This window comes from Mycobacterium gordonae (genome assembly GCF_002101675.1).
Lineage (GTDB): Bacteria > Actinomycetota > Actinomycetes > Mycobacteriales > Mycobacteriaceae > Mycobacterium > Mycobacterium gordonae.
This window is the reverse complement of sequence record NZ_LQOY01000053.1, coordinates 21330-43707: the sequence shown is the minus strand read 5'-3', so window position 1 is coordinate 43707 and position 22378 is coordinate 21330. Positions and strand designations below refer to the sequence as shown.

General features: G+C 66.4%; 22 protein-coding genes and 2 pseudogenes. 10 read left to right on the top strand and 14 right to left on the bottom strand.

Features of this window, described 5'->3' with window-relative positions:
* Positions 1–9: 9 nt before the first annotated feature.
* Positions 10–1674 (top strand): acetolactate synthase AlsS, encoded by a 1665-nt coding sequence (gene alsS, locus AWC08_RS09295; protein WP_232007962.1) that lies wholly within the window; start codon positions 10–12, stop codon positions 1672–1674.
* On the top strand, positions 1671–2432 hold the full coding sequence (budA, locus tag AWC08_RS09290) for an acetolactate decarboxylase (protein ID WP_069434298.1): 762 nt from the start codon (positions 1671–1673) through the stop codon (positions 2430–2432). Before alsS ends, budA begins: the two co-directional genes overlap by 4 nt.
* Here budA and AWC08_RS09285 read toward each other — a convergent pair.
* Both AWC08_RS09285 and AWC08_RS09280 read right to left on the bottom strand, forming a co-directional pair.
* On the bottom strand, positions 2429–3691 hold the full coding sequence (locus AWC08_RS09285; RefSeq protein WP_069434297.1) for a cytochrome P450: 1263 nt from the start codon (positions 3689–3691) through the stop codon (positions 2429–2431). The genes budA and AWC08_RS09285 overlap by 4 nt on opposite strands.
* Positions 3688–4230 carry a TetR/AcrR family transcriptional regulator gene (locus AWC08_RS09280; protein WP_069434296.1) on the bottom strand — a complete coding sequence of 181 codons (543 nt, stop codon included), beginning with the start codon at positions 4228–4230 and terminating at the stop codon, positions 3688–3690. The genes AWC08_RS09285 and AWC08_RS09280 overlap by 4 nt, the downstream gene beginning before the upstream one ends.
* Before the next feature lie 46 nt (positions 4231–4276).
* Here AWC08_RS09280 and AWC08_RS09275 point away from each other — a divergent pair, with 46 nt between their 5' ends.
* Together AWC08_RS09275 and AWC08_RS09270 are read left to right on the top strand one after the other, a co-directional pair.
* On the top strand, positions 4277–5143 hold the full coding sequence (locus tag AWC08_RS09275; RefSeq protein ID WP_069434295.1) for a TIGR03619 family F420-dependent LLM class oxidoreductase: 867 nt from the start codon (positions 4277–4279) through the stop codon (positions 5141–5143).
* Complete coding sequence (locus AWC08_RS09270) at positions 5140–5862, top strand: hypothetical protein (protein ID WP_065134092.1); 723 nt, start codon at positions 5140–5142, stop codon at positions 5860–5862. The genes AWC08_RS09275 and AWC08_RS09270 overlap by 4 nt, the downstream gene beginning before the upstream one ends.
* On the opposite strand, the gene AWC08_RS09265 is transcribed toward AWC08_RS09270, so the two are convergent.
* The gene (locus tag AWC08_RS09265; RefSeq protein WP_232007961.1) at positions 5859–6326 is read right to left on the bottom strand and encodes a hypothetical protein; all 468 of its coding nucleotides are present in this window, start codon (positions 6324–6326) and stop codon (positions 5859–5861) included. The two genes, AWC08_RS09270 and AWC08_RS09265, sit on opposite strands and share 4 nt — an antisense overlap.
* Before the next feature lie 23 nt (positions 6327–6349).
* Here AWC08_RS09265 and AWC08_RS09260 point away from each other — a divergent pair, with 23 nt between their 5' ends.
* Positions 6350–7171 (top strand): sulfurtransferase, encoded by an 822-nt coding sequence (locus AWC08_RS09260; RefSeq protein WP_142283487.1) that lies wholly within the window; start codon positions 6350–6352, stop codon positions 7169–7171.
* Positions 7172–7273: 102 nt separating this feature from the next.
* On the opposite strand, the gene AWC08_RS09255 is transcribed toward AWC08_RS09260, so the two are convergent.
* From AWC08_RS09255 to AWC08_RS09245, 3 genes are all read right to left on the bottom strand, one after another.
* On the bottom strand, positions 7274–8284 hold the full coding sequence (locus AWC08_RS09255; protein ID WP_244906486.1) for a 5'-methylthioadenosine/S-adenosylhomocysteine nucleosidase family protein: 1011 nt from the start codon (positions 8282–8284) through the stop codon (positions 7274–7276).
* A 101-nt stretch (positions 8285–8385) separates the two neighbouring features.
* Entirely contained in the window at positions 8386–8910 is a 525-nt protein-coding gene (locus tag AWC08_RS09250) for a hypothetical protein (RefSeq protein WP_069433417.1), read from the bottom strand.
* 91 nt (positions 8911–9001) lie between these two features.
* Positions 9002–9313, bottom strand: a complete 312-nt coding sequence (locus tag AWC08_RS09245; RefSeq protein ID WP_232007830.1) for a hypothetical protein — start codon at positions 9311–9313, stop codon at positions 9002–9004.
* Positions 9314–9461: 148 nt separating this feature from the next.
* Here AWC08_RS09245 and AWC08_RS09240 point away from each other — a divergent pair, with 148 nt between their 5' ends.
* Both AWC08_RS09240 and AWC08_RS09235 read left to right on the top strand, forming a co-directional pair.
* Positions 9462–10664, top strand: a complete 1203-nt coding sequence (locus AWC08_RS09240) for a M23 family metallopeptidase (protein ID WP_269456598.1) — start codon at positions 9462–9464, stop codon at positions 10662–10664.
* A 13-nt stretch (positions 10665–10677) separates the two neighbouring features.
* Positions 10678–11661, top strand: a complete 984-nt coding sequence (locus AWC08_RS09235) for an alpha/beta fold hydrolase (protein ID WP_065134096.1) — start codon at positions 10678–10680, stop codon at positions 11659–11661.
* Here AWC08_RS09235 and AWC08_RS09230 read toward each other — a convergent pair.
* The 4 genes and pseudogenes from AWC08_RS09230 to AWC08_RS09215 all read right to left on the bottom strand — a co-directional run.
* Positions 11658–12461, bottom strand: a complete 804-nt coding sequence (locus AWC08_RS09230; RefSeq protein WP_069433415.1) for an MBL fold metallo-hydrolase — start codon at positions 12459–12461, stop codon at positions 11658–11660. The genes AWC08_RS09235 and AWC08_RS09230 overlap by 4 nt on opposite strands.
* Before the next feature lie 43 nt (positions 12462–12504).
* The gene (gene efeO, locus AWC08_RS09225; protein WP_287032983.1) at positions 12505–13644 is read right to left on the bottom strand and encodes an iron uptake system protein EfeO; all 1140 of its coding nucleotides are present in this window, start codon (positions 13642–13644) and stop codon (positions 12505–12507) included.
* 60 nt (positions 13645–13704) lie between these two features.
* A pseudogene (locus AWC08_RS09220) lies at positions 13705–14001 on the bottom strand (cytochrome P450); the annotation flags it as partial.
* Between the two features lie 4 nt (positions 14002–14005).
* A pseudogene (locus AWC08_RS09215) lies at positions 14006–14518 on the bottom strand (LLM class flavin-dependent oxidoreductase); the annotation flags it as partial.
* Positions 14519–14648: 130 nt separating this feature from the next.
* On the opposite strand from AWC08_RS09215, the gene AWC08_RS09210 reads away from it, so the two are divergent.
* Complete coding sequence (locus AWC08_RS09210) at positions 14649–15509, top strand: SDR family oxidoreductase (protein ID WP_331716072.1); 861 nt, start codon at positions 14649–14651, stop codon at positions 15507–15509.
* A gap of 287 nt (positions 15510–15796) precedes the next feature.
* Complete coding sequence (locus AWC08_RS09205) at positions 15797–17005, top strand: MalY/PatB family protein (protein ID WP_069433412.1); 1209 nt, start codon at positions 15797–15799, stop codon at positions 17003–17005.
* 61 nt (positions 17006–17066) lie between these two features.
* Here AWC08_RS09205 and AWC08_RS09200 read toward each other — a convergent pair whose 3' ends face one another.
* The gene (locus tag AWC08_RS09200; RefSeq protein ID WP_069433411.1) at positions 17067–17594 is read right to left on the bottom strand and encodes a PadR family transcriptional regulator; all 528 of its coding nucleotides are present in this window, start codon (positions 17592–17594) and stop codon (positions 17067–17069) included.
* 98 nt (positions 17595–17692) lie between these two features.
* On the opposite strand from AWC08_RS09200, the gene AWC08_RS09195 reads away from it, so the two are divergent.
* A complete protein-coding gene (locus AWC08_RS09195; protein ID WP_142283486.1) occupies positions 17693–18514 on the top strand; it encodes a DUF3159 domain-containing protein in 822 nt (273 codons plus the stop codon).
* Here the strand turns inward: AWC08_RS09195 and AWC08_RS09190 are convergent.
* From AWC08_RS09190 to AWC08_RS36350, 3 genes are read right to left on the bottom strand one after another with little or no spacing between them, the layout of a single operon-like run.
* Entirely contained in the window at positions 18511–19671 is a 1161-nt protein-coding gene (locus AWC08_RS09190; RefSeq protein WP_159459976.1) for a pyridoxal phosphate-dependent aminotransferase, read from the bottom strand. The genes AWC08_RS09195 and AWC08_RS09190 overlap by 4 nt on opposite strands.
* Positions 19622–21037 carry an MFS transporter gene (locus AWC08_RS09185; RefSeq protein ID WP_159459975.1) on the bottom strand — a complete coding sequence of 472 codons (1416 nt, stop codon included), beginning with the start codon at positions 21035–21037 and terminating at the stop codon, positions 19622–19624. Before AWC08_RS09185 ends, AWC08_RS09190 begins: the two co-directional genes overlap by 50 nt.
* Positions 21034–22278, bottom strand: coding sequence for a hypothetical protein (locus AWC08_RS36350; protein ID WP_069434557.1), 1245 nt, complete (start codon positions 22276–22278; stop codon positions 21034–21036). The genes AWC08_RS09185 and AWC08_RS36350 overlap by 4 nt, the downstream gene beginning before the upstream one ends.
* Positions 22279–22378: the final 100 nt, after the last annotated feature.

The window sequence follows — 22378 nt, the reverse complement described above, 5'->3', positions numbered from 1 at the left end:
GTCGCGCAGGTGACTCCCGTGCGCAGCGCCCAGAAAATCGTCGACGTGCTGTCCGCGCAGGGTGTGCGATACGTCTTCGGGGTGCCGGGAGCCAAGATCGACGCGGTGTACGACGCGCTGCTCGACGGCGGGCCCGAGCTGGTGGTGTGCCGGCACGAACAGAACGCCGCGTTCATGGCCGCGGCGGTCGGCCGGCTCACCGGCACCCCCGGCGTCGTCGTGGTGACGTCCGGGCCTGGCACCACGAACCTGGCGACCGGCCTGCTCACCGCGAACACCGAACAGGACCCGGTGGTGGCGCTGTGCGGTGCCGTGCAGCGCCAGGACCGGCTCAAGCGCACCCATCAGTCGATGGACGCCGCGGCGATGTTGCGCACGGTCACCAAGTTCACCGGCGAGATCGACCATCCGGACAATGCGGCCGAGGCCACCGTTTCGGCATTCCGCGCGGCTCTGGCCGAACCGTGTGGCGCCGCCGCGGTCGTCCTGCCCTCCGATGTGCTGGCCGCCCCGACCACCGCGGGCATCACCGCGTCACTGCCCATCCCCCCGTTGGCGGCGGCACCGGCCGCCATCGTGGCGCGAGCAGCCGAATTGATCGGTGCGGCGCAGCGTCCCGCGCTACTGGTCGGCATCCGCGGCGCCGATCCCGAAACCTGCACGGCGCTGCGGGCTTTGGTGGCCGCGACCGGGTTGCCCGTCGTCGAAACGTTCCAGGCCGCCGGCGTCATCTCCCGGGAGTTGGAGGACCGCTTCCTGGGCCGGGTGGGGCTGTTCCGCAACCAGCCCGGCGACGTCATCGTGGCCCACGCCGACGTCGTCGTCGCCATCGGTTATGACGCGGTGGAATACGACCCGGTGCTGTGGAACAACAACGTCGGGCGCCCGATCGTGCACATCGACTCCGTTCCCGCCGACGTCGACAACCACTACCAGCCGACGGTGGAACTGCGTGGCGACATCGCGGCGACCCTCACCGCGTTGACCGACTCCCTAGCCGGCTTCGCCCTGAGCACCGACTACCAAGACGAAATCGCGGTCCAACGAAAAGCGTTGGCCGACATCGACGATGCCGCACGCGATCAGACTCCCGACGGCCCAGGATTGAACCCCGTCGCGGTGGTGTTGCGGCTGCGCGCCGAACTCGACGACACCGCGACCATCGCCTGCGACATCGGCTCGGTCTACATCTACCTGGCCCGGCACTTCCGGGTGTACCAGCCGCGGCGGCTGCTGTTCTCCAACGGCCAACAGACGCTCGGGGTGGCCCTGCCCTGGGCGATGGCCGCCTGCCTGGTACGCCCCGGCACACCGGTGGTGTCGGTGTCCGGTGACGGCGGATTCCTATTCTCCGCGCAGGAACTCGCCACCGCCGCACGGCTGGGTTTGACGTTCACTCACATCATCTTTCGCGACAACGGTTACGACATGGTGGGTTTCCAGGAGGAGCTGAAATACGGCCGCAAGTCCGGTGTGCACCTCGGCGAATACGACACGATCGCCTACGCCAAGGCTTTCGGTGCGCACGGCTACCGGGTGAACACACTCGACGAATTCAGCTCGGTCCTCCGACAGGCCTTGGCCGAACCCGGACCTTCGCTGATCGACGTCCCAGTCGACTACAGCCAGAACGTCGATCTTGCCGCCCAGCTGCACGACGACAGCTTCGAATGAGCACGGCACACGAGCACTTCCGTCGTTGGGCGGCAGCACTTCTCGGTCACCAGTCCGAGGTCTACCAGTACTCCACCATCAGCGCCCTGCTCGACGGCGTCTACGACGGCGAGGCCACCGTCGCCGACATCTTGCAGCATGGCGACTTCGGGCTCGGCACGTTCAACCACCTCGACGGTGAGATGGTGATCCTCGACGGCGTCTGCTACCGGCTACGGGCAGACGGAACCGCCACGCGCGCAGCACAAACGGACCGCACCCCGTTCGCCGCAGTCACCCGGTTCCACCGCGATTTCGAGATCCCGATCAAGGCCCGCACCGACCGTGCCGCAGTGACCGCCGCCATCGACCAACGCATCGCCAGCACCAACCTGATCTACGCCATCCGGGTCACCGGTCACTTCGCCGACCTGCACACCCGCACCGTGATGGAGCAGCACGAGCCGTATCCGCCGCTGACACAGGCGACCGAAGGACAGGCCGAGACGCGGTTCACCGATGTGCAAGGAACGTTGGTCGGGTTCCGCACCCCTGACTTCGAACAAGGCATTTCCGTCGCGGGTTATCACCTGCACTTCCTCGACGACGACCGCACCGCCGGAGGGCACGTGCTGGACTTCACGCTGAAGCGCGGCGACCTCGCCGTCAGCGGAGCCTCACAGTTGCACCTGAGCCTGCCGACCTCGGGCGCGTTCCTGCAGGCTCGCCTGTCCGCCGACGACATGGGCGATCAGATCACCAAAGCCGAAGGCAACTAACCGGTACTACACGGAAGTCGTTTGATCCCATGGAAGAACGACGACCGCAGCCGGTCGGGCTCGCCGGTCACCGTCAAGCCGGGCACGTTCGGGTACAGCTCCTCGAGCAGCACCCGCAGCTCAAGGCGGGCGAGTTGCGCGCCCAGGCAGAAGTGCACTCCCCCTCCGCCGAACGCGGCGTGCCCGGCCCCTGTACCGGAGGGGTTTCGGGTCACGTCGAATTCGCCGGCCCGCTCGAACACGTCCTCGTCGCGGTTGGCCGACAGGTAATGCATCAGCACCCAGTCACCGGCAGGGATCTGCCGGCCGCGAATCTCGACGTCGCGGGTCACGGTGCGCCGGAAATGCATCACCGGGCTGGCCCAGCGCAGCAGCTCTTCGACCGCCGGCTTGACCGCATCCGGGTCACGGGCCAGCAGCGCCTGCTGCTCGGGGTGCTGCGACAGCGCCAAGATGCCATGGCTGAGCGTATTTCGGGTGGTCTCGTTCCCCGCGATGGCCAACAGCAGGAAGAACTCGTTGAGCTGGTCACGGTTGAGCTTCTCACCGTCGACTTCGGCGGCCAGCAGCGCCGACAGGATGTCGTCGGTGCGGCCGTGGGTACGCCGGTGTTTGACGAGTTCACCGCAGTAGCGGAACATTTCGGCGGCCGCCTGGCCGAGCGCCTCCGGTGTGGGGGCATAATCGGGGTCTTCGATGCCCAGGGTGCCGATCGCGTTGCTCCACCGGAACACCTCCATGCGGTCTTCGGCGGGGACCCCGAGCACGTCGGCGATCACCTGCAGTGACATCTCCGCGGAAATGTCTGGCACCGCGTCGAATTCACCCTTCTGCTTGATGTCGGCGACGATGTTGCGGGCCACCTGGCGCATGTGGGGCTCCAGGCGCAGCACATTGCGGGCCGTGAAGCCCTGGTTGATCAGCTTGCGGTAGTGCACATGTCGCGGCGGGTCGATCCCCGGCAGCATCGCCGAGGTGGGTCCGGCCTCCACCTCGACCAGGGTGTTGCCCCTGCTGCTGGTGAAGGTATCGGTGTCGCGGCTGACCAGCCGGACGTCGGCGTGCTTGGTCAGCAACCACGCCCGGGGCAGGCCGGACAACTGCACCGGGTGGACCGGGGCGTCCGCACGCAGCCTGGCCATCGCGTCGAACGGGGCGCCGGTGACGAAGGTGTCGGGGTTCAGCACCGCCGCGGCATCGCGATCGGCCTGGGTGTCCTGGTTCTCGACCACCAGCGACCCCAGCTTCGGAACGGTCATGACTCCCCCTCAGACGCCTTGATGCCGGCGATGATCACGTCCAGACCCGCCCGGAAACGCTTGGCGGACCCGGCTTTGCCGCGAGTCTCGTCCAGGCTGACCGAACCCAATAGGTAGGTGTACAAGACCGTGTGCGCTGCCGCCGCAACGGATTTGGTGAGTCCGGCTTCGGCCAGCAGTGATCGGCTGAGCCGGTCGAGCCGGCGGGCCCGTTCCCCGCCGCCGCGGGTCTGCAGGATGCCGGCTATCCCGGGAACGGTGAGCATGACTTCGCGGGCGGCGCAGTACAGTACGGCCAGGCGGACGTCCCACGGGCCCGACTCGGGGACCGGAATCTCGGCCAGCACCGATTCGGCGAGCAGATCCAGCGCAGCCTGTTTTCCCGGCACATGGTAGTAGACCGACGGCACCGCCGCGCCGAGCTCGGCGGCCAGCTCCCGCATTGTCACCTGCTGGACGCCGACACGACGGGCCAGCGCGTGCAGCGACGACACCACCTGCGTGCGGTCGAGTTCGCCGTACGCGCGCCGCGCCGTCATTCGAGCCATGTTCGAATCAATTCGAGCACTGTTAGAATCTATCGTGATGAGCACCGCGACCGCAAAGTTGTGCATCGCCACACCAGTGGTGACCATGTTCCCCGGGGTGAGTGCCGACTGGGAGGTCGGTGCGTCGATCGAGGACATCGCGCGGGTGGCCGAGGCGGCGGACCGGCTCGGCTATCACCATCTGACCTGCAGTGAACACATCGCGCTGCCGTCCGCCGAGGCGGCCCGGCGCGGCGCGCGGTACTGGGATCCACTGGCCACCTTCGGGTATCTGGCGGCGCGCACCGAGCGAATCCGGTTGGCCACCAACGTGTTGGTGCTGGGCTATCACCACCCGCTGGAGATCGCCAAGCGGTACGGGACCCTGGACAAGGTCAGCAACGGCAGGCTCATCCTCGGTGTGGGCGTCGGCTCTTTGAAGGAAGAGTTCGACTTGATCGGTGCGCCGTTCGCGGACCGTGGAGCACGCGCCGACGATGCGCTAGCCGCGCTGCGCGCGGCCTTGTCGGTCGCCGAGCCGAGCTACCACGGCGAGTTCTATTCCTTCGACGGCATGGTCGTCGACCCGCGTGCGGTGCAACCGCGCGTGCCGCTGTGGATCGGCGGCCGCACGCTGCGATCGCTGCGCCGGGCCGTCGCCCTGGCCGACGGCTGGGCGCCGTTCAACGTGAGGCTGCAGCAGGCGCGAGAATGGCTGGGCCGCTTCGATATTCCACCGGGCTTCGAGGTGGTGCTGGGTCCGGCGCACCGGCTCGACCCGCTGGGCAGCCCGGACCACACCCGCGAGTTGATCGCAGAGACCGTCGCACACGGCGCCACCATCGTCAGCGCCACCTTCCGACACGATTCCCTGCAGCACTACCTGGAGAACCTGCACGCGCTCGCCGAGCTGAACGCTACATGAACCGGGTCAGGGCCGGGATCTTCAGCCTCACCGCCGCCGCACCCACCGACGACGGATACCTGCGCTGGCATCTGCTCGACCATATGCCCGAGCAATACCAGTTGCCCGGCATCGTCCAGGGGCTGCGCTGGATCGCCGACGGCGACTACCCCGCCCATCGGATCGCGGCACACGGACCGCTGGGCGACATCGGCAACGTCGTGCACTACCTCGTCGGCGAGCCGGTCGCCGAGACGCTGCGCGACTTTGTCGAACTGGGTCGAGTGCTGCGGGAGAACGGTCGCATGCCGGCCATGCGGCCGTTGCTGCAGATCTCTGGACTTCGGCTGCTGCAATGGGATTCGGCGCCGGGCGCGCTGGTCTCGGCCGAGGTGGCGCCGTTTCGGCCGCACCGCGGCGTGCTGTTCATCGTCGAGGAGCCGGCAGACGAACGACCGGACGCCTGGCTGGAGTGGTTGCGCGCCGAACACTATCCAGCGCTGCTCGGCTGTGCCGGCGTGGCCGGAGTGTGGACCTTCGGGTCGATCTGCGCGCCGGCGCCACGGGGGTGGCGCACCGACCCGCACTACGTCACCGTCGTCTACCTCGACGACGACCCGTTGGCTGTGAGCGCGGCCGTGGCGCCGTTAGTTGAGGACCGGTGGCGCTCTGGCGATGCGCGGCCGCTGTTCGCCGGCCCGCTGCGCAGCATGATCCGCTGGGACGCGTGGCCGGCCTAGAGGGCGCTGGCCTCCCACGTGCCCTGCGGGTAAGGCGGAACGGTGCCGGCGAACACCCCGTCGGTCACCGTGCACAGTGTGTCGGAAATGGTTCCGGCATCGGCCAATACCGTCGGCTGGCCGCCGGGCGCGACGCGTGCGACCACCGCTTGCCAGAAGTACCCTATTCCGCCGTGCTCGTACCAGACGAACCAGTCACTGCCCCGGCTTCCGGCCCGAATTAGCCTGCGAAACGGCAGGTTCGGGTCGTTGACGGCATCCGTATTGTTGAACGGTGCGCCGATATCGGCGATGGGCGGCAACAGGCCACGCAATTCGGCCGGCAACTCAGACAGGTGCTGCACTTCCTGCACGGGCGTGCTGAGCGTGCAGTGCGTGTTGGGCACGGCAGCGACCGGGCTTGCCGTGGCCACACTCAGGGCCAGCGCACCCGCGGCCCAGGAGGAGAAGAACCCTCGCGTCATCTGATCGAGGATAGGGTGAACCCGTGAATGTGCGCGAACAAGTGCTGATCACGCCGGCCGAACTGGCTCGACTGGCCGAGTCCGGCGACCCGCTGCGCATCCTTGATGTGCGCTGGCGGCTCGACGCTCCCGACGGGCGCCCGGCTTATCTGGACGGCCACATTCCCGGCGCGGTGTATGTCTCGCTGGAGGACGAGCTGACCGACCACACCGTGCCCGGACGCGGCCGCCATCCGCTGCCGTCCGGTCAGAGCCTCCAGGAAGCGTTGCGACGGTGGGGAGTTCGCGAGAACGAACTGATCGTGGTGTACGACGATTGGAATCGCGTCGGTTCGGCGCGGGCGTGGTGGCTGTGCACCGCGGCGGGCCTGGACAAGGTGCGCATCCTGGACGGCGGACTGAGGGCCTGGCTGGCGTCTGGTGGCGGTCTGGACCGGGGCGCGGTCGAACCACCGCCCGGCAATGTGACTGTGGCGCATCAGGATCTGTATGCCGGTGCGCAACCCACTTTGACCGCGGAACAGACCGCGCAAGTGGCGTTGTTCGACGCCCGCGCGCCCGAGCGCTACCGCGGCGAGGTCGAGCCTCTGGATCCGGTCGCCGGCCACATTCCCGGCGCCAAGAATCTGCCGTTCGGCACGCTGCTGACGGCTGACGGAACTTTTGTCGCCAACAGTCACCCGCTGCCCGACGGCGCCGTCGGCACCTACTGCGGATCCGGGGTCACCGCCGCGGTGGTGGTCGCCGCGTTCGCGGCCGCGGGCCGGCAGGCGGCGCTGTATCCCGGGTCGTGGTCGGAATGGTGCTCGGACTCCGCACGGCCGGTGGCCCGCGGCGACGAATAGTTTCGCTCTGAGCCGGGCAAACATCTGGCCGACTTTCCCAGAGACAGATGGGCCCCTGCCCCGATCACCGACGCCCCCGCCCGGCTACGAGCGACAAACGTCTTACGGGCCTGCCCAACTCGTCATGAACGCCTCCACCACCCGCGCGGCGTTCTCCGCGGCGATCTGCTTGTAGAAAAAGAACTGGAACGGGAACCCCGGCAGTCCCAGCGGGTCGCCCGGGCCGTCGGACATCCCGCGAATTCCCAGGAACGGCACCCCATGTGCCGTTGCGACGGCCAGTGACGCGGCCGTTTCCTGGTCCACCGCATCGTAGGCCGGGTTGTCGGCGGTCTGAATATTGAGATTGCTGAGCAATCCCTTGGCCAGCCACGGCCCGATGGCCTGAAAGAAGTTGCCGGTGTACAACAGCGAACGACCGGGCGGGCTGCACGGCTGGCACCCGAAGACGTCGCCGGCGTTGGGGACACACGGAAACGCCTGCCCGTTGTTGGCGTCGTGGCTGTAACCGTTGCCACCGACGAACAGCTGCGGCTGGCGCGGCAGCTCGTTGAGCTTGACCGTGGGGACATGACGGCACAGGCACATCGGATTGCCCAGATTGTTGACGTTGCTGAGCTGGACGGTCAGCGTCTGCGCTACTGCCAGCATGCCGGGATCGACAGGCTGGTAGGTGGCGCCGTTGTCGAGGGTCCACTGCGCCGGTATCGCCACGTCACCGACGCTGGTCCGGCCGGCGCCGCCGGCAACTCCCGAAAAGATCACGGCACCAATCGAAATGCCGGAAGCGCAGGTGAAACGACTCAAGGCTGCCTCGGTCACGGTCGTCGCGTTCACCAGGCCGATCCGGGTCATCGCCACCAGCACCTTCTTGCCGGCGATCGACCCGCGGTAGTAGTACTGCCTTTCATACACCCCAACGGGATTGGGCTCGAGCAAGGTGTGGGCCAGCACGGCGTCCGACTCGGCCGGAAATGCCGAGAGCACCAGCGTCCGTTGTTCACAGGCCGACGTCACCACGGTCCGCATACCCCCGGGATCAGCCGTGGCCAGTCCGCCTCCCACACAGAACGCGACGGCCACCACGAGAGCGGCACGGAACCGTTTGAGCACGATCCCCCAATCTCGCCGGTGTGGCTGAAGCTTTCGACGAATGATTTTCGCGCGACACGGCCGGGAGTTGGAGATTCGTTATGAAATCGCAAGACAATCCGTTACAGCCGCTCGATAACCAGTTGTGCGAAAGCGCGGTCGGCAGCCGGTGTTTCCAGACTGATGCCGTCGACCTTGTCGCCGTTCTGGTGGCCGAAGTAGTACTGCGTCGTCCGCTCCACCCTGAGCACACCGTTGATGATGCTAGGTGCCGAATCCAGTGGATCCGCAACGGAAGCCAGGATTTCCACGTCGTTCTTGTCGACGTTCCACAGGAAGGCATTTCCGGGCGCCGAGTATGCGACGGCCCGCTGCTCGGGTGTGAAGCCGAACGTGGTCAGCGACCAGCCGTCGACCCGGTAGCTGCCGGGCTCGAGTGCGAAGCGGCCAGATGCCTTGTCGTACTTGATATAGCCGTGCGCATCCAGGTTCACGTCGGTGAACATCCGCACGTTGCGCCCGGGTTTCATCGCAATGCTGTTCACACCGCGCTCGGTGAACGCGCCCCACAGGCGCGGCGAAGACGTATTCCCGCAACCGGTCAGCACAACGAGCAGGACGACAACCGGTGGCAGTACGCGTCTCACGTGGACCCTCCTTACAGCAGCGGCCGGAGCTCAATCGCCGACGTCGGCTTTTCCGCCATCCAGTAGGTGATGGCCATCGCGTCCTCACCCGTCAAAAGCCGATGCCCTCGTACACCACCTCGCCGACGGCCACCGGGAGCCGTACATTCTCCGGCCGGTGCCGCCAGGTCAGTTGATAGCCTTCCCCGGCCCGTTGGATCTGCAGATCGAGGTCACCGGCGAATTTGCCTGCGCCGCCGAAGTATTGGACGCGGTAGTGACCGATGAAGCCATCGGCGTTTCCCGCGGCGCGACCTGAGCCCATCGACCGGGAACCCGCGGTGAGGTAGCGGGCGGTGAGCGCGCCGGGTTGCTCGGCGCTCTTCCGATACTCGGCAAGCCCGATGACCCGCGTATTGAACATGCCCAGCATGGTAAGCGGCGGGAATACCGCTCGGGAATACTATGCTCACCCGATGGCGAAACGGCGGAGTTTGGCGGTTCTCGGGTTCGTGCTAGTCCTTGCCGCATGCACCTCATCGCCGAAGCAACCCGCGGCCACGAGTGCACCCGTGCCGACAGATCCCCTCAAGGGCGTCACGGTTCCCAACGCTTTCACGCCGTTGACGGTCGCACCGATCAGCCGCCCGACGTTTCCCTTCCCGGGCACCGACGACAAATATCATCTGGCGTTCGACATGCAGGTCACCAACTCCAGCGCACAGCCTGCGACGTTGAACGCCGTCGACGTGGTCGACGGGCAGGATCCGACGAAGGTGCTCGCGTCGTTCTCCGGCAACCAATTGGTCGATCCCACTTGCAACTACGGAAACTGCAACCGACTGCGCGTGTTACCTGCCGCGCCCGCGCCCGATTTCAGCATCGCTCCCGGCACGTCGCGATCGTTGCTCATCGATTTCCGCCAAGACAACCTCTCCGATTTCCCCAAGGCGGTCATGCTGCGGTTCCACGGCAACGGCGTGGCTAATCCGGCGTCGAAAGAGCCGGGCCCGTTCGACACCCTTGGGGCGCCGTTCATCATCTCGGCCGGCATGCCGCGCATCATCGCTGCACCGCTGAAGGGCAACAACTGGGTCGCGTTCAACGGATGCTGTGACCCCGGCTGGGCGCACCGCGACGCGATCCTGCCGTTGAACATGAAGCTGAACAACAGCCAGCGCTTCGCGATCGACTGGATGCGCATGAACGACCAGGGCAACTTCTACTCCGGCGACCAGACCAAAAACGAGAGCTTCATCGACTACGGCTCGGAGATCTACGCGGTCGCCGACGGTACCGTCGTCTCCACCCTCGACACCGTCGAAGCCAACGTGCCCGGCATCCTGCCGGCATCCGACCCCGTCCTGGCCGCCAAGCTGACGGTCGACAACGTCGACGGCAACCACATCATCCTGGACATCGGCGACGGCCTGTACGCCATGTACGCCCACCTCATCCAGGGCTCACTGCTGGTCAAGCCCGGCGACAAGGTGAAGAAGGGTCAGGTGATCGCCAAGCTGGGCAACACCGGCAACTCCAACGCGCCGCACCTGCACTTCCAGCTAATGAACGGACCCTCGCTGTTCGAGGCCGACGGCCAGCCCTACGTGCTGGAGGGTTTCAGCTACCAGGGTCAGGTCAACCCAGCCCAGGTGTGGAGTGCCGACAATTACCTCAGCGGCTCTTTCTTCGGCCCGGACATGCTGTCGACCCCTCAACTCAAGGGCAACCAGTTACCGCTCCTGCTGGCCGTCGTGACGTTCCCGCAAACCTAGAAAGGCCTCAGCCATGGACATTTTCGTGGAATGGAACAACGGCGGGACGGAATTGCGCTGGCGCTCAACCACCGCCGCCAACGACGGGCGATCGGTCTCGGTGTTCCTCCGGCGCTACGGCACGCCGGGCAAGCCGGCGCTGGTGTGCGTACACGGCTTCCCGACATCCAGCATCGACTACTACGGGCTCGCGCGGGAACTCAAGGACGAGTTCGAAATCTTCACGCTGGACTTCCCGGGCTACGGCGTGTCCGACAAGCCGCCCGAGCCTTACGTCTATTCGCTCTACGACGACGCGCGTCTGCTGGTGCACGCCATCACCGAGGTATGGAAACTGACCGACTACCGCATGATCACCCACGACCGTGGCTGCAGCGTCGGAATGATCGCGCTCGGTCTGCTGGCTGAGAAGTCGGCATTGCCAGAGGATCTGATCCTGACGAACGGCAACATCTACCTCCCGCTGTCCAACCTCACGGCATTCCAGACCGCGCTGCTCAACGACAAGACCGGCCGTGCCACCGCCGCGGAGACGACGCCGGAGTTGCTGGCCGCCGGCCTCGGGTTCACTACCTTCATGCCGCGCCGCACCCCGGAGAACCCCGAAATCGCCGCTCTGGCAAAGTGCTTCGCCTACAACGACGGCATCCGGGTGCTGCCGGACACCATTCAGTATCTGCATGAGCGGGCAGCCGACGAAAAGAGTTGGCTGGAAGCGCTTTCCAAGTTGCCGGTCAACGTCACCGTGGTGTGGGGGCTGCATGACGCGGTGGCCCCGCTGCGGGTGGCCAACCATGTCTGGCAGAAGTATCTGCGGGGCATGTCAGGGCGGAGTCGCTACTGGGTGGTGCCGGGCGCCGACCACTACATGCAGTGTGATGCCCCGGCGGAGCTGGCCCAGATCCTGCGGCTCACCGCCCAGGGCGACAGCATCACGCTGCAGTTGCAGACTCTCGGGGACCGGCCCGAGGGCGCGGTGCTCGTCGATCAGTCCTAGATCGACACCGAGCCGCCACGCTCGATCTCGACGACGCGGTCGGCCAGGCCGCGCCGCGCCATCTCCCGGGTGAAGTCGCCCAGCGGTGACGCGAAGACGGTGTAGTCGTCAAAGTGAACCGGAATCGCCTTCGGCAGCTTGAGCAGTTCGGCCAGGCCGGCACCCTGTTGTCCGTCCATGGTCACGGTGAGCCCGAACGGCAACCGGGGCCCCGCGGGCAGTCGCGTCCCGCCGAGGTGCAGGATGCCCGCGTCGACGGCGTCGAAACGGACCGGAATTTCTCCGAGTTCGTCGACAAGCAGGGTATCCCCGGAGATGTACAGGCGCCGTTGCGGCCCGTCGACCTGCCCGAACTCCAGCATGCTGCCCATCACGGGCGGGACGAGCGCCGTGGCCCACATCGGGGCGTGACGGCCGGGCAGCGACGTCACCTTCAGCTGCCGGTCGCCTTTGACGATGGTGTGTGTCTGCCAGGTCGACATCGGGCAGGACTGCTCAAACCCCTTCTGGCGCAGCCTGGCCGCCGCCTTTGGAGTGGTCAGGATCGGCAACCGGCGGTCCAGGTGCTTCTCGGTGACACGATCCCAGTGGTCACCGTGCATGTGCGACAACACGACGGCATCGATCGGCGGCAACTGGTCGGCCGACAGTGCGGGTTCTTTGCGCCGCTTGGATACCAGACCGTGGCCCAGATACGCACGTTGACCCTGATGCAGGAAGTTCGGGTCCGTCAGCACCGTGATGTCGCCGCTGCGGATCAGCGTGGTGGCGTTCCCGACGAAGGTGATCGTGATGTCCATCGGGTTGCCGTACCCGTTTCCGGCCGTTTGAAGAGTCGGCCGATCAGTTGGCCGTCACGACTTTCTGGGCGATGGCGGACAAGCTGTGATGCAACGGCAGAACTACCGCCGTCAGCTTGGGAGCGTCGCGCTCACGCAGGTCCGCCGTATACACCCGGTAGCCGCCCAGCGCCGCCGGTTCCCGGTAACGGGCCAAGGTGGCCACGACATCCTGGAATTGCTGATCGATCTGCTGGACCAGAGCTCTGTCGGCCTTATCCAGCCCTGGCCGCAGCGATGCGTACGCCCGTTGTGCGCCTTCGACATTCGCGGCGAAGTCGACGAAATCGAGGTGGCTGAACGCCTCTTCCTCGCCGGTGATCTTGGTGTTGTAGACATCTTCGATGAGGTCGGCGGCGCCGTTGGCCACATCCTCGGGCCGCAACGGCACGGCCTTCACCGTGGTGGTCAACGTGCCGATGTTGCCGACCAATTCGGTGCTGAGCGCCTTGGTTGCGGCGGTGATCGAACCGGCCTGCCACAGGTCTCGCTCGATGGCGTGGAAGCCCTTCCAGCCGACTTTGGCGTCTGGCGGAGTGGCCTCCTGCATGTCGATCAGATAGTCGAGGTTTCCTGCGTTGTCACCGACGGTGAAACCCGGCAAAAGATAGCCGTTCACGCTCGATTGAACGTGCTCATAGAACGGACGCGCCTGCGCATAGGCCGCTTTCGCGCCCTCGACATTGCCCGACTGCACGGCCGCGTCGAGTGCCTTCACCGCGCCGTTGAGCTGGCCCATCTGATCGACGACGTACGGCGCGAAGTCCTTGGCGCCCTGGGTGAAAACGGCCGCCACCGGGCCGGTGGCGGGCGCGGGTGCGCGCCCCGTCACGGTCAAGGTTTGATACTCGATGCCCGCACCCGGACAGTAGATCTGGTAGTCACCGCCGTCCAGGGTGACGGTGAAAGACACCGGATCCTCCCCGGCGTCCAGACTTTCCTTCTCACCGATGACGCGCTGGTCCTTGAGCAACGCCACGTGGGAGATGCCCACCGCGCCGGCGTTCGACACCGTGAAGGTCACCGGGCCGGCCGGGACGGTCGTGGTGTCCAGCACGCAGCGATTGCTGCCGCCGTTGTTGGTCATCGCGACTCTGACCGCGTTGCTGGTCCGCGGCGCCTGGTTCGAGTGACTACAACCCACCGCGCCAACGGCGAGCGCTACCAAGACGGCAGGCAACCGGTTGGCGGACACCGGCCGACATTACCCCGTGATGACCGGGAGTTTCGCCCAGCCCCGCACACTGCTGGTGTGCGCTTTGACGGCGTTGGCGTAGTCGATATCCCATTCCGGCCAGCGCTTGATGACTTCCTCGAGCACCACGCGGGCCTGCATGCGGGCCAGTGCCGACCCCAGACAGAAATGCAGACCATGCCCGAAGCTCAGATGGGCCGCGCCGCGATAGATGTCAAATCGCTCACCGTCAGGGAACCGGCGCTCGTCGCAATTGGCTGATCCGTTGAGCGGCAACATGATCGAGCCCTCGGGGATCAGGGTGCCGCGGCCGCGCCGCCGCCAGGCTGCCGCCGCCCCACATCATCGCGGGCCCCTCCTTGGTCAGCGGCTGGGGCGTCACCGCGATTCGCCTGCCGTCCCGGACCACCGTCTCCCCGGCCAGCAACCGGCGCAACAGAGCCAACTTCTCGTCGGCCAGCCAGCCGCGGTCACCCAGATCCAGGCCGAAGATCTCGTACTCCTCGGGCCGGTAACCCAGCGCCTGTAGGAGGCCCGGCCGGCGCTGAAAATGTCGAGCACCGCGACGTCCTCGGCCGGGCGCACCGGGTCGTAGAACGGGAAGATCGGGCTCAGGGCCAGTCGCTGCGTGCGGGCCGCCACCGCCGACGCCAGCACAGCGGCGACGGCAGGTAGCCGTCGTCCGACCCGTGGTGCTCACATAAGACGACGGCCAGGCAGCCGTGGCTCTCGGCCCACGCGCACTCTCCGGCGCAGTGGCATAGAAAGCCACCGGATCGGCCCCCGAGACCCGGGCGCGCATGTCGAAGCGCAGCGTGAACACTTACGACTCCTACGCGACCTAATATTTGTCTCGCATACGCTACGTGGGACGCGCGACGGCGGTCAACCATCGTGATTGAAACTTACATCTGGTACGGATACTGTAACGTCGTTGCACGAACCACCAGGGAATAAGGGGCGAGAAGATGACGACGGCGTCAGACTTATTGGGCTACGAGGGCAAGCGCGTCCTGGTGGTCGGCGGGGCGACCGGAATGGGCGCGGCTGCGGCACAGATCGCAAAGTCCCTCGGGGCGCATGTGACCGTGATGGACTTCGCGCCGGTGGACTTCGACGTCGATCGCGTGATCTCACTGGATCTCAGTGACCAGGATTCGATCGACCGTGCGGTTGACGAACTGGACGGGCCGGTGCATAAGTTGTTCTCCGCGGCCGGGGTGGCCGACGGGCCAAAGTTGATGCGAGTCAACTTTATTGGGCACCGCCACCTGATCGAGCGGCTGTTCGCCAAGGACCTGCTCCCCCGTGGTGCGGCCATCTGCTTCATCTCGTCGGTGGCCGGAATGGGCTGGGAGAACGACCTGGAGCTCGTTCAGGACTTCCTGGCCGCGCCGGACTACAAGGCCGCGCACGACTGGTGTCAGGAGCGCGAACCCCAGGGCATCATCCACTACGGGTTCAGCAAGAAGGCGATCAACGGCTACGTCGCGTGGCAGGGCTACCCCTTCCAGAAGAAGGGTGTGCGGATCAACGCCGTGTGCCCCGGCCCCACCGACACTCCCCTGGCCCGTGCGAACGCCGACCTGTGGCTGACGTTCGCCCAGGACTACCGCGACGACACCGGCAGCGCCACGCTGACGCCCGAGGACATCGGGAAGGCGATGATCATGCTGAACAGCGACGCCGCGGCATCGGTCAACGGCATCACGCTCAACGTCGACCAGGGCCACGCCATGGCGTCGATCACCGGGTCCTTCGCCCCGGGCAAGGCGATCATGGACCTGATCACCGGCCGCGTCCAACTCGCCTAGCTCTCGCCAGCAGACGCCAAAGCCCCTTGGAACACGCGTTCCAAGGGGCCTTTGCGTCTGCTCGGCACCGGCGGGCCACCTCGGCCGCATGTCGGACCGCAGCGCGAGCACGCTCTCGCTCCTCAACCTAACCTTTGGTCCGACCGGGCGTCTTTCCGCTGCTGCCGCTGCGGTTCCGTATGTCGTTGCCGCAGAACCGGGTCTGCTGAGCTCCGTGGATCTACCGTTGACTATCCCTCGGCATGCGTTCGTTGCGGGGTGACCGCGCAGCACGCTTTACTCGCTGAGTGACCCCCAACCCGCTCGAGGAGTTGACGCTCGAACAGTTGCGCCGCCGCACCAGCATGAAATGGCGCGCGTATCCCGCTGACGTGCTGCCGCTGTGGGTGGCCGAGATGGACGTCAACCTCGCACCGGAAGTGGCCCAGGCCATCCACCGTGCCGTCGACGCCGGCGACACCGGATACCCGCACGGCAAGGGCTACGCGACAGCGGTCAGCGAATTCGCCGGGCGGCGGTGGCAATGGGACGGGCTGTCGGTCGGCCGCACCCGGGTGGTGCCCGACGTGATGCTGGGCGTCGTCGAGCTGCTCCGTCTGGTCACCGACCGCGGCGACACCGTCATCGTCAACTCGCCTGTCTACGCGCCCTTTTACGCATTCGTCTCGCACGACGGCCGCAACGTCGCCGAAGCCCCGTTGGGCGCCGACGGGCGAATTGACCTGGACGCGTTGGAAGATGCGTTCCATCAAGCCCGCAACCAAGCGGGGCGTAACGGCAAAGTCGGCTATCTGCTGTGCAACCCGCACAACCCGACGGGTGCGGTGCACACTGCCGATGAATTGAGCGCGGTCGCCGCGCTGGCCAGACAGTACGACATCGCAGTGGTCTCCGACGAGATTCACGCGCCACTCATCTTGCCGGGAGCCCGATTCACCCCGTACCTCAGCGTGCCCGGAGCCGAGAACGCGCTGGCCTTGACATCGGCATCCAAGGCGTGGAATCTCGCCGGGCTCAAGGCAGCTCTAGCCGTCGCCGGTCCGGAGTCGGCGGCCGACCTACGGCGCATGCCCGAAGAGGTCGGCCACGGCGCGAGCCACTTGGGCCTGATCGGACACACCGCGGCCTTCAGCAGCGCCGGCGACTGGCTGGATGCGCTGCTGCGCGGGCTGGACGAAAATCGCACGCTACTCGCACATCTGGTCAACGAGCACCTGCCGGGCGTCCGCCTGCTGCACCCTCAGGGCACCTACCTGGCATGGCTGGACTGCCGCGAACTCGGCTTCGACGAGGAGCACAGCGACGGCATCAAAGTGGTGTCCGACCTGTCTGGACCCGCCCGCTGGTTCGTCGCCCATGCGCGGGTGGCGCTCAGCTCGGGCCATGTGTTCGGCACTGGTGGTGCCGGGCATGTCCGGCTGAACTTCGCTACCTCACAGGCGATTCTGACCGAGGCCATCACGCGGATGGGTCGCGCGGTCCGCGAACGCGCCTAGCCGCCGTCGGCTGGCCGACGCAGGTGTGGAGGCTGGGAAATGCCTCAGCCGCAAGCCACGTCTAAGACCCACAGTCTCGTTTGTTCAGCCCGTCGATCACCCAGTTGGCCCAGTCGATTTCGTGCCGCGTCCAGCGCAGCCCCTGCTCGAGGGCGGCACGGGCGAAGAAGGTGTCCTCGGCCGTCCAGTCGTGGGACTCGAGGATCTGCGCATAGTGTGCGTGCTCCCGCTCGGAGACGTCCAGCAAGGACTTCAGATACTCGCGTGCCTGATCCGGGGACAGCTCACCGAGCAGGAAAACCCGCAACAACGCGGCGTTGCGGATGGGCGGATCGTCTTGCGGTGATAACAACCACCGGTGCAACTCCGCACGCCCGGCGTCGGTGATCGCGTACTCCTTGCGGCCCCGCGGGCCCCTGTCCGACACCGTGATCAGCCCGGCACCGGCGAGCTTGTTGAGCTCGCCGTACAGCTGGCTCTGGGTGGCCGGCCACATGTTGTCCATCGACTCCTGGAACCGTTTCAGCAGGTCATAGCCGCTTCCGGGATGCTGGGACAACAGGCCTAACGCGGCGTGGCGCAAACTCACCCGCTCATCCTAACGTTCCACAATTGACATGTCACTACCTATATGTCAGTATCGACATGTCTAAATTGGAACGTAAGATCGCTACCCGGGAGTTGAAGATGACCCAGCCGGCCCACACCGACCACGAGGCACAGCCCTCGAAGAACACCACCGGCCGCCTCGCCGGCATTCTGGACGGGTTCCTCACCTCACCGTTCGCCGGCATCGCACCGTGGGCGCTGCTGTCCATCCTGGCGACGCCGGGCCGCTTCGAGATCGCGGCGGTGTCCGCCCTCGGTTTCTCAGTGCTGGTGATGGTGGTAGGACTGGCCCGCGGCATCAAGATTCACGCGCTCGAAGTCTTCGGCGCGGCGTTCTTCGCCGCTCTGGCGGCGGTCGGCCTGTTCGCCAGCGACATGGTCATCCGATTCCTCGAGATGTGGTCCGGCGAGCTGACCAATATCGCGCTGGCGATGTTCGCCTGGCTGACCCTGCTGCTCCGCCGGCCGTTCACCCTCGCATACGCGAAAGACATTACCCCGCAGGAGCATTGGGACAGCCCGCTATTCAAACGAATCAACAAAGTGATCACCGCCGGGTGGGCGGGCGCGTTCACCTTCGCCGCGGGCGTCGGCTTGATCGGCAACCTGATCCTGCATGACCCGGAGAACTTCTGGACGGGCTGGATCCTGCAACTTGCGGCCATCTTCTTCGCGGTCGCCTTCACCGAGTTCTACCCCGACTACGCCTCGGCCATGTTCGCCTTGGACAACGGTGAGGAGGCACAGGTGCCGTCGATCCTGCAGGCGGTCGAATGGCTGCCCACCTTCGCCGTCGTCGCCGGGGTGGTGGGGCTGATCACCGGCTCGGTCGGCGTCGCCGTGGCCATCGCCATGATCGTCGGCGGCAGCGTGGTCTCGGGAATTCTCGCGAAGCTCTAAAGCCGCCGCTCCCCCCAGGCCTTGATCCGCTCGACGCCCGAGCGGATCTGGCCCGGCGGTTCGGTGAAGGACAACCGCACGGCATCACGGTGACCGAAGGCGGAGCCGGGCACCACCGCCACGTGCTGGTCGGCCAGCAGGCCGGCCGCGATCGCGTCGCCATCGAAGCTTCCGACGAGATCACCCACCAACTCACACCAGACGAACAGACCACCGTCCGGCTTGCGCCAACGCAACCACGGCACCGACTCCAAGGCCGAGCACAGCACGTCGCGTTGTTCCCCGAGTTGCGCGCAGCGGCCGGACAATTCGGTCTGCGGCGTCGACAGCGCGCGGGCCACCAACGACTGCGCGGCGGTGTTCACATTGCCGGCCATATTCGAGGCGACCGCGGCACAGCGGGTAATCACATTGGGGTGCGCGGTGATCCACCCGACTCGGTGACCCATCAGCGCGAATGTCTTGGAGGCGCTGGAGATGTGCAGGACGTGTTCGGCCTCGTCGGCGGGCAACTGCAGGACCGACGGTGCGGGACGGGCCTGGCGGTAGTACTGGAAGCCGTAGATCTCGTCGGCCACGATCCAGCGGTCGGTCTCTCGGGCCCAGGCCGCCAGCCTGCGGATGTCGTCCAGTGACAGCACCGCGCCGGTCGGGTTGGCCGGACTCGAGTACATGACCAGCTTGGTGCGGTCACTCACCTGGTCGATCCACGCGCCGATATCGGGCGTGTCCGCCGCATAGGGCAGCAGCCGCGCGCTCACGCCGGCCAGCCTGGCCATGTCCACGTAGCTCGGCCAGTACGGATCGGGAATCGCAATCTCGTCACCACCGTCACACAACGCCAGCAACGCGATCATCACCGCCTGCTTGGCGCCGTTGGTGACCAGATGCTGGTCCGGGGTCGTCACGGCGCCCAATTCGGTTTCATACCAACGGCACAAGGCGTCCAGCAGAAAACGCTCGCCGCGGCTGCTGCCGTAACCCGAGGACTTCGCCACGTCGAAATCGGCCAGCGCGCCGAACGTAGCCCGCGGCGGCGGCACGGTCGGCGCGCCCGCACCGAAGGAAATGACGTCGGCGCCCGACCGCCGCAGCTCGGCGACGGTGTCATTGAGCGCCAACGTTGGCGACGGGTCGCCGGCCGATCTGACGGACAAGGACCTCATGGTGGTCACCTCCTAACTGCGCAGTCAGGCAACGGGTTCCGGTCAGCGTAATGGCCGCGGCGGCGGCGATGACGGCAACCCACGGTAGCGGCGCGGGTAGGTGCGCCAGCGCGGCCAGCGAATAGCCGGCGCCGCACACCGCGATCCCCATGGCCTGGCCGACCTGCCGTGCCGTCGAGGCGAAGGCACCGCTGGCACCCGCATATTCGACGGGCAGCTCCGACATGGCCAGCGCATTGGTCGGCGTGTTGGCCATCCCCATGCCCGCGCCAAGACAGGCAGCGACGGCACTCACCACCGCGACACCGGCGCCGGCTCCGACGAGCACCGCGACGGCGACACTCGAAGCGAGCATGAGCAAGCCGGCGGCGATAACGGCCTGAAACGGACCGTACCGGCCCATGATGACCGGTGAGACCCGTGCGCCCACCGCGTATCCCACCGCCAAAGGCACTAGGCCGGCTCCGGCTGCCAGCACCGAAAGATGTTGGGCTCCCTGGAAATAACCGGTGGCCAGCAGGAAGATCGCGCCGCCCACGCAGAAGTAGTTCCCGACCGCCACCGACATCGCGGCCCGGAATTTGCGGGACTGGCAGGCTTGCCGTGGGATGGGGAACGCACCGATCCGCGCGCGCCGGATTGCCAGACCGGCCACCACCACCGTCACGCCGGCGAACAGACCTGCCGCCGTCACCAGACCGCGTTGGCCGACAGCGATGAAGCCGCCGATCACGCCGAACATCACCACGCCCAGCGCCATGATGCCGGTCCAGTCGTGGCGCGGGGAGTTGCGCACTGGAGTGGACGGCAGGAACACGACCGCGAGGACCGCAAAGACAGCGGCCAACGCCGCCGTTGCCACCGGCAGCATCCGCCATCCCAGCGTCCCGGAGATGAAGCCGCCGGCCAGCGGTCCGCTGGCCATGCCCAGACCTACCACCGCTCCCCAGGCGCCGGTGAACCCCTGCAGTTCCCGGGCGGAGCGGGCGAGCACCCGGACCATCGCCAACCCGACCGGCACCAGGATCGACGCGCCGACTCCCGCCAGCACCCGCGCTGCGATCAGGGCAATGGCATTGGGCGCCAACGCCGTTAGCAGCGAGCCGGCGATATAGACGATGAGTCCGGCGACCAGCAGGCTGCGCTTGTTGAATCGGTCACCGAAAGCACCGGCGACTATTTCCAGCGCCGCCAGGGTGAGGATGTAGCCGTTGAGGATCCACTGGCCCTGCGCGAAGGTGGCGGGCAGTGTGTCGCGGATCTGCGTCAGCGCCACCTGGTAGGCGGTGTTGTCGATGTTGACGATGAACGTCGACAGACTGCAGACGGCGACCGCGACGCCTCGGCGCGTGATCATCGGGCGGCGGCTGCGGCGGGCTCGGCCTCGACCATCCGGGACAGCGCCCCGAAGCCCATGCGCTGGCGCACCCCGCGCGGGTCGCTGAGCAACTCCGATCCGCAGCTGTCGACCATCGCTTTGACCTGGTGGGCCAGCCCGAGATTGTCGGTCAAGGTCACCTCGCCGTCCGGCGTCACGATGTAGGGGGTGTCTTCCATACCGGAGCGGATTACGTCGACCTCGCTGTCGGCCTGCGCGGCATAGCATGCCAACCGTTCCATCGGCCCCGCCAGTTGTCCTTTGCGCGAACCGAATTCGAGTTCCTTGATGTGCGCCTGCGCGTGCTGGGGCAGGACGGCCGCGCCGGCGGAGATGGTGACGCTGCGGACCCGCCGACCGGAAAGGTCGTATTCCAGCGACTTGGCCAGCGACACGGCGCGGCGGAAGTCGGCATAGCTGTCCGGGAACGGAAAGCGTGGCGAGAAGCCGAACAGCAGGGTGATGTTCAGTTGACCTTCGGAGCCCAGCCCGATCAAAGGATGTTCGGTGGCGAAGCGGGTCATGGCGTAGCTGCGTTCCAGTTGAACCCATTCGACCTCGTGCAGCAGGTGCAGGCGGCGGCGGGCGTCCACGGCCTTGCGGTACACCTCGAACTGGGTGTGGGGTGAGGTGCTGCCGTAGCTGCTGCCTCCGGAGGTGGAGTGCACGTCGAGCGCGGTCTCGTTGTCACGCTTCGAGGGGACGTGGTGGCGCACCAGGCGTGCGAACTCGGGGCGCGACACCGCGTCGACGCCGATGTCGTGACCGTTGCGCTCCAGGTCGAGGATGACCTGCAACTCCACCGCGGCCTGACTGGTGACGAAGTGTGCGCCGCCCAGGTGCAGCGGTAACGCCGCCTGGCTGATGCGCTCCCACTCGCCGTGGCGCTGGATGGCTTCCTTGACCTCGACCCCGTTGCGGCTGGCGCCGAAGCTGATCAGCATTCCGGGCAGCCGGTCTTGAACCGCGTGGCTCACCGACGAATACAGTGCATTGCAGGTGCTCTGCTCCTGCGTCAGCGGGTTGCGGGCGTGGTAGTGGTAGTAGCGGACGCCAATGTCGAAAAGCGCGGCGGCCTCGGCGACCAGTTGTCCGACGTCGGATTTGATGGTCTGCCCGCGCGACACGAGATCGATGAACGGGTTGCCGGTCTTGGCATGATTGCGCGGAGTGAATTTCGCGCCCGTCACAGCTGACCCGAGGATGAGGTCGCCCCGCATCGCAATCTCCCTTGATTGAAGAATCGTTAAGAACTAGCCAGGCATTACAGTGCCTTGAGCGCTTGACGATGTCTGTCACCTGAGCGGTTACCGAACGGGA

Excerpts from the sequence above, each read along its gene's own strand:
- budA (WP_069434298.1), top strand. The coding sequence starts at position 1,671 with ATGAGCACGGCACACGAGCACTTCCGTCGTTGGGCGGCAGCACTTCTC.
- AWC08_RS09285 (WP_069434297.1), bottom strand. The coding sequence starts at position 3,691 with ATGACCGTTCCGAAGCTGGGGTCGCTGGTGGTCGAGAACCAGGACACC.
- AWC08_RS09280 (WP_069434296.1), bottom strand. The coding sequence starts at position 4,230 with ATGACGGCGCGGCGCGCGTACGGCGAACTCGACCGCACGCAGGTGGTG.
- AWC08_RS09275 (WP_069434295.1), top strand. The coding sequence starts at position 4,277 with ATGAGCACCGCGACCGCAAAGTTGTGCATCGCCACACCAGTGGTGACC.
- AWC08_RS09270 (WP_065134092.1), top strand. The coding sequence starts at position 5,140 with ATGAACCGGGTCAGGGCCGGGATCTTCAGCCTCACCGCCGCCGCACCC.
- AWC08_RS09265 (WP_232007961.1), bottom strand. The coding sequence starts at position 6,326 with ATGACGCGAGGGTTCTTCTCCTCCTGGGCCGCGGGTGCGCTGGCCCTG.
- AWC08_RS09245 (WP_232007830.1), bottom strand. The coding sequence starts at position 9,313 with ATGTTCAATACGCGGGTCATCGGGCTTGCCGAGTATCGGAAGAGCGCC.
- AWC08_RS09235 (WP_065134096.1), top strand. The coding sequence starts at position 10,678 with ATGGACATTTTCGTGGAATGGAACAACGGCGGGACGGAATTGCGCTGG.
- AWC08_RS09230 (WP_069433415.1), bottom strand. The coding sequence starts at position 12,461 with ATGGACATCACGATCACCTTCGTCGGGAACGCCACCACGCTGATCCGC.
- AWC08_RS09195 (WP_142283486.1), top strand. The coding sequence starts at position 17,693 with ATGACCCAGCCGGCCCACACCGACCACGAGGCACAGCCCTCGAAGAAC.
- AWC08_RS09185 (WP_159459975.1), bottom strand. The coding sequence starts at position 21,037 with ATGATCACGCGCCGAGGCGTCGCGGTCGCCGTCTGCAGTCTGTCGACG.
- AWC08_RS36350 (WP_069434557.1), bottom strand. The coding sequence starts at position 22,278 with ATGCGGGGCGACCTCATCCTCGGGTCAGCTGTGACGGGCGCGAAATTC.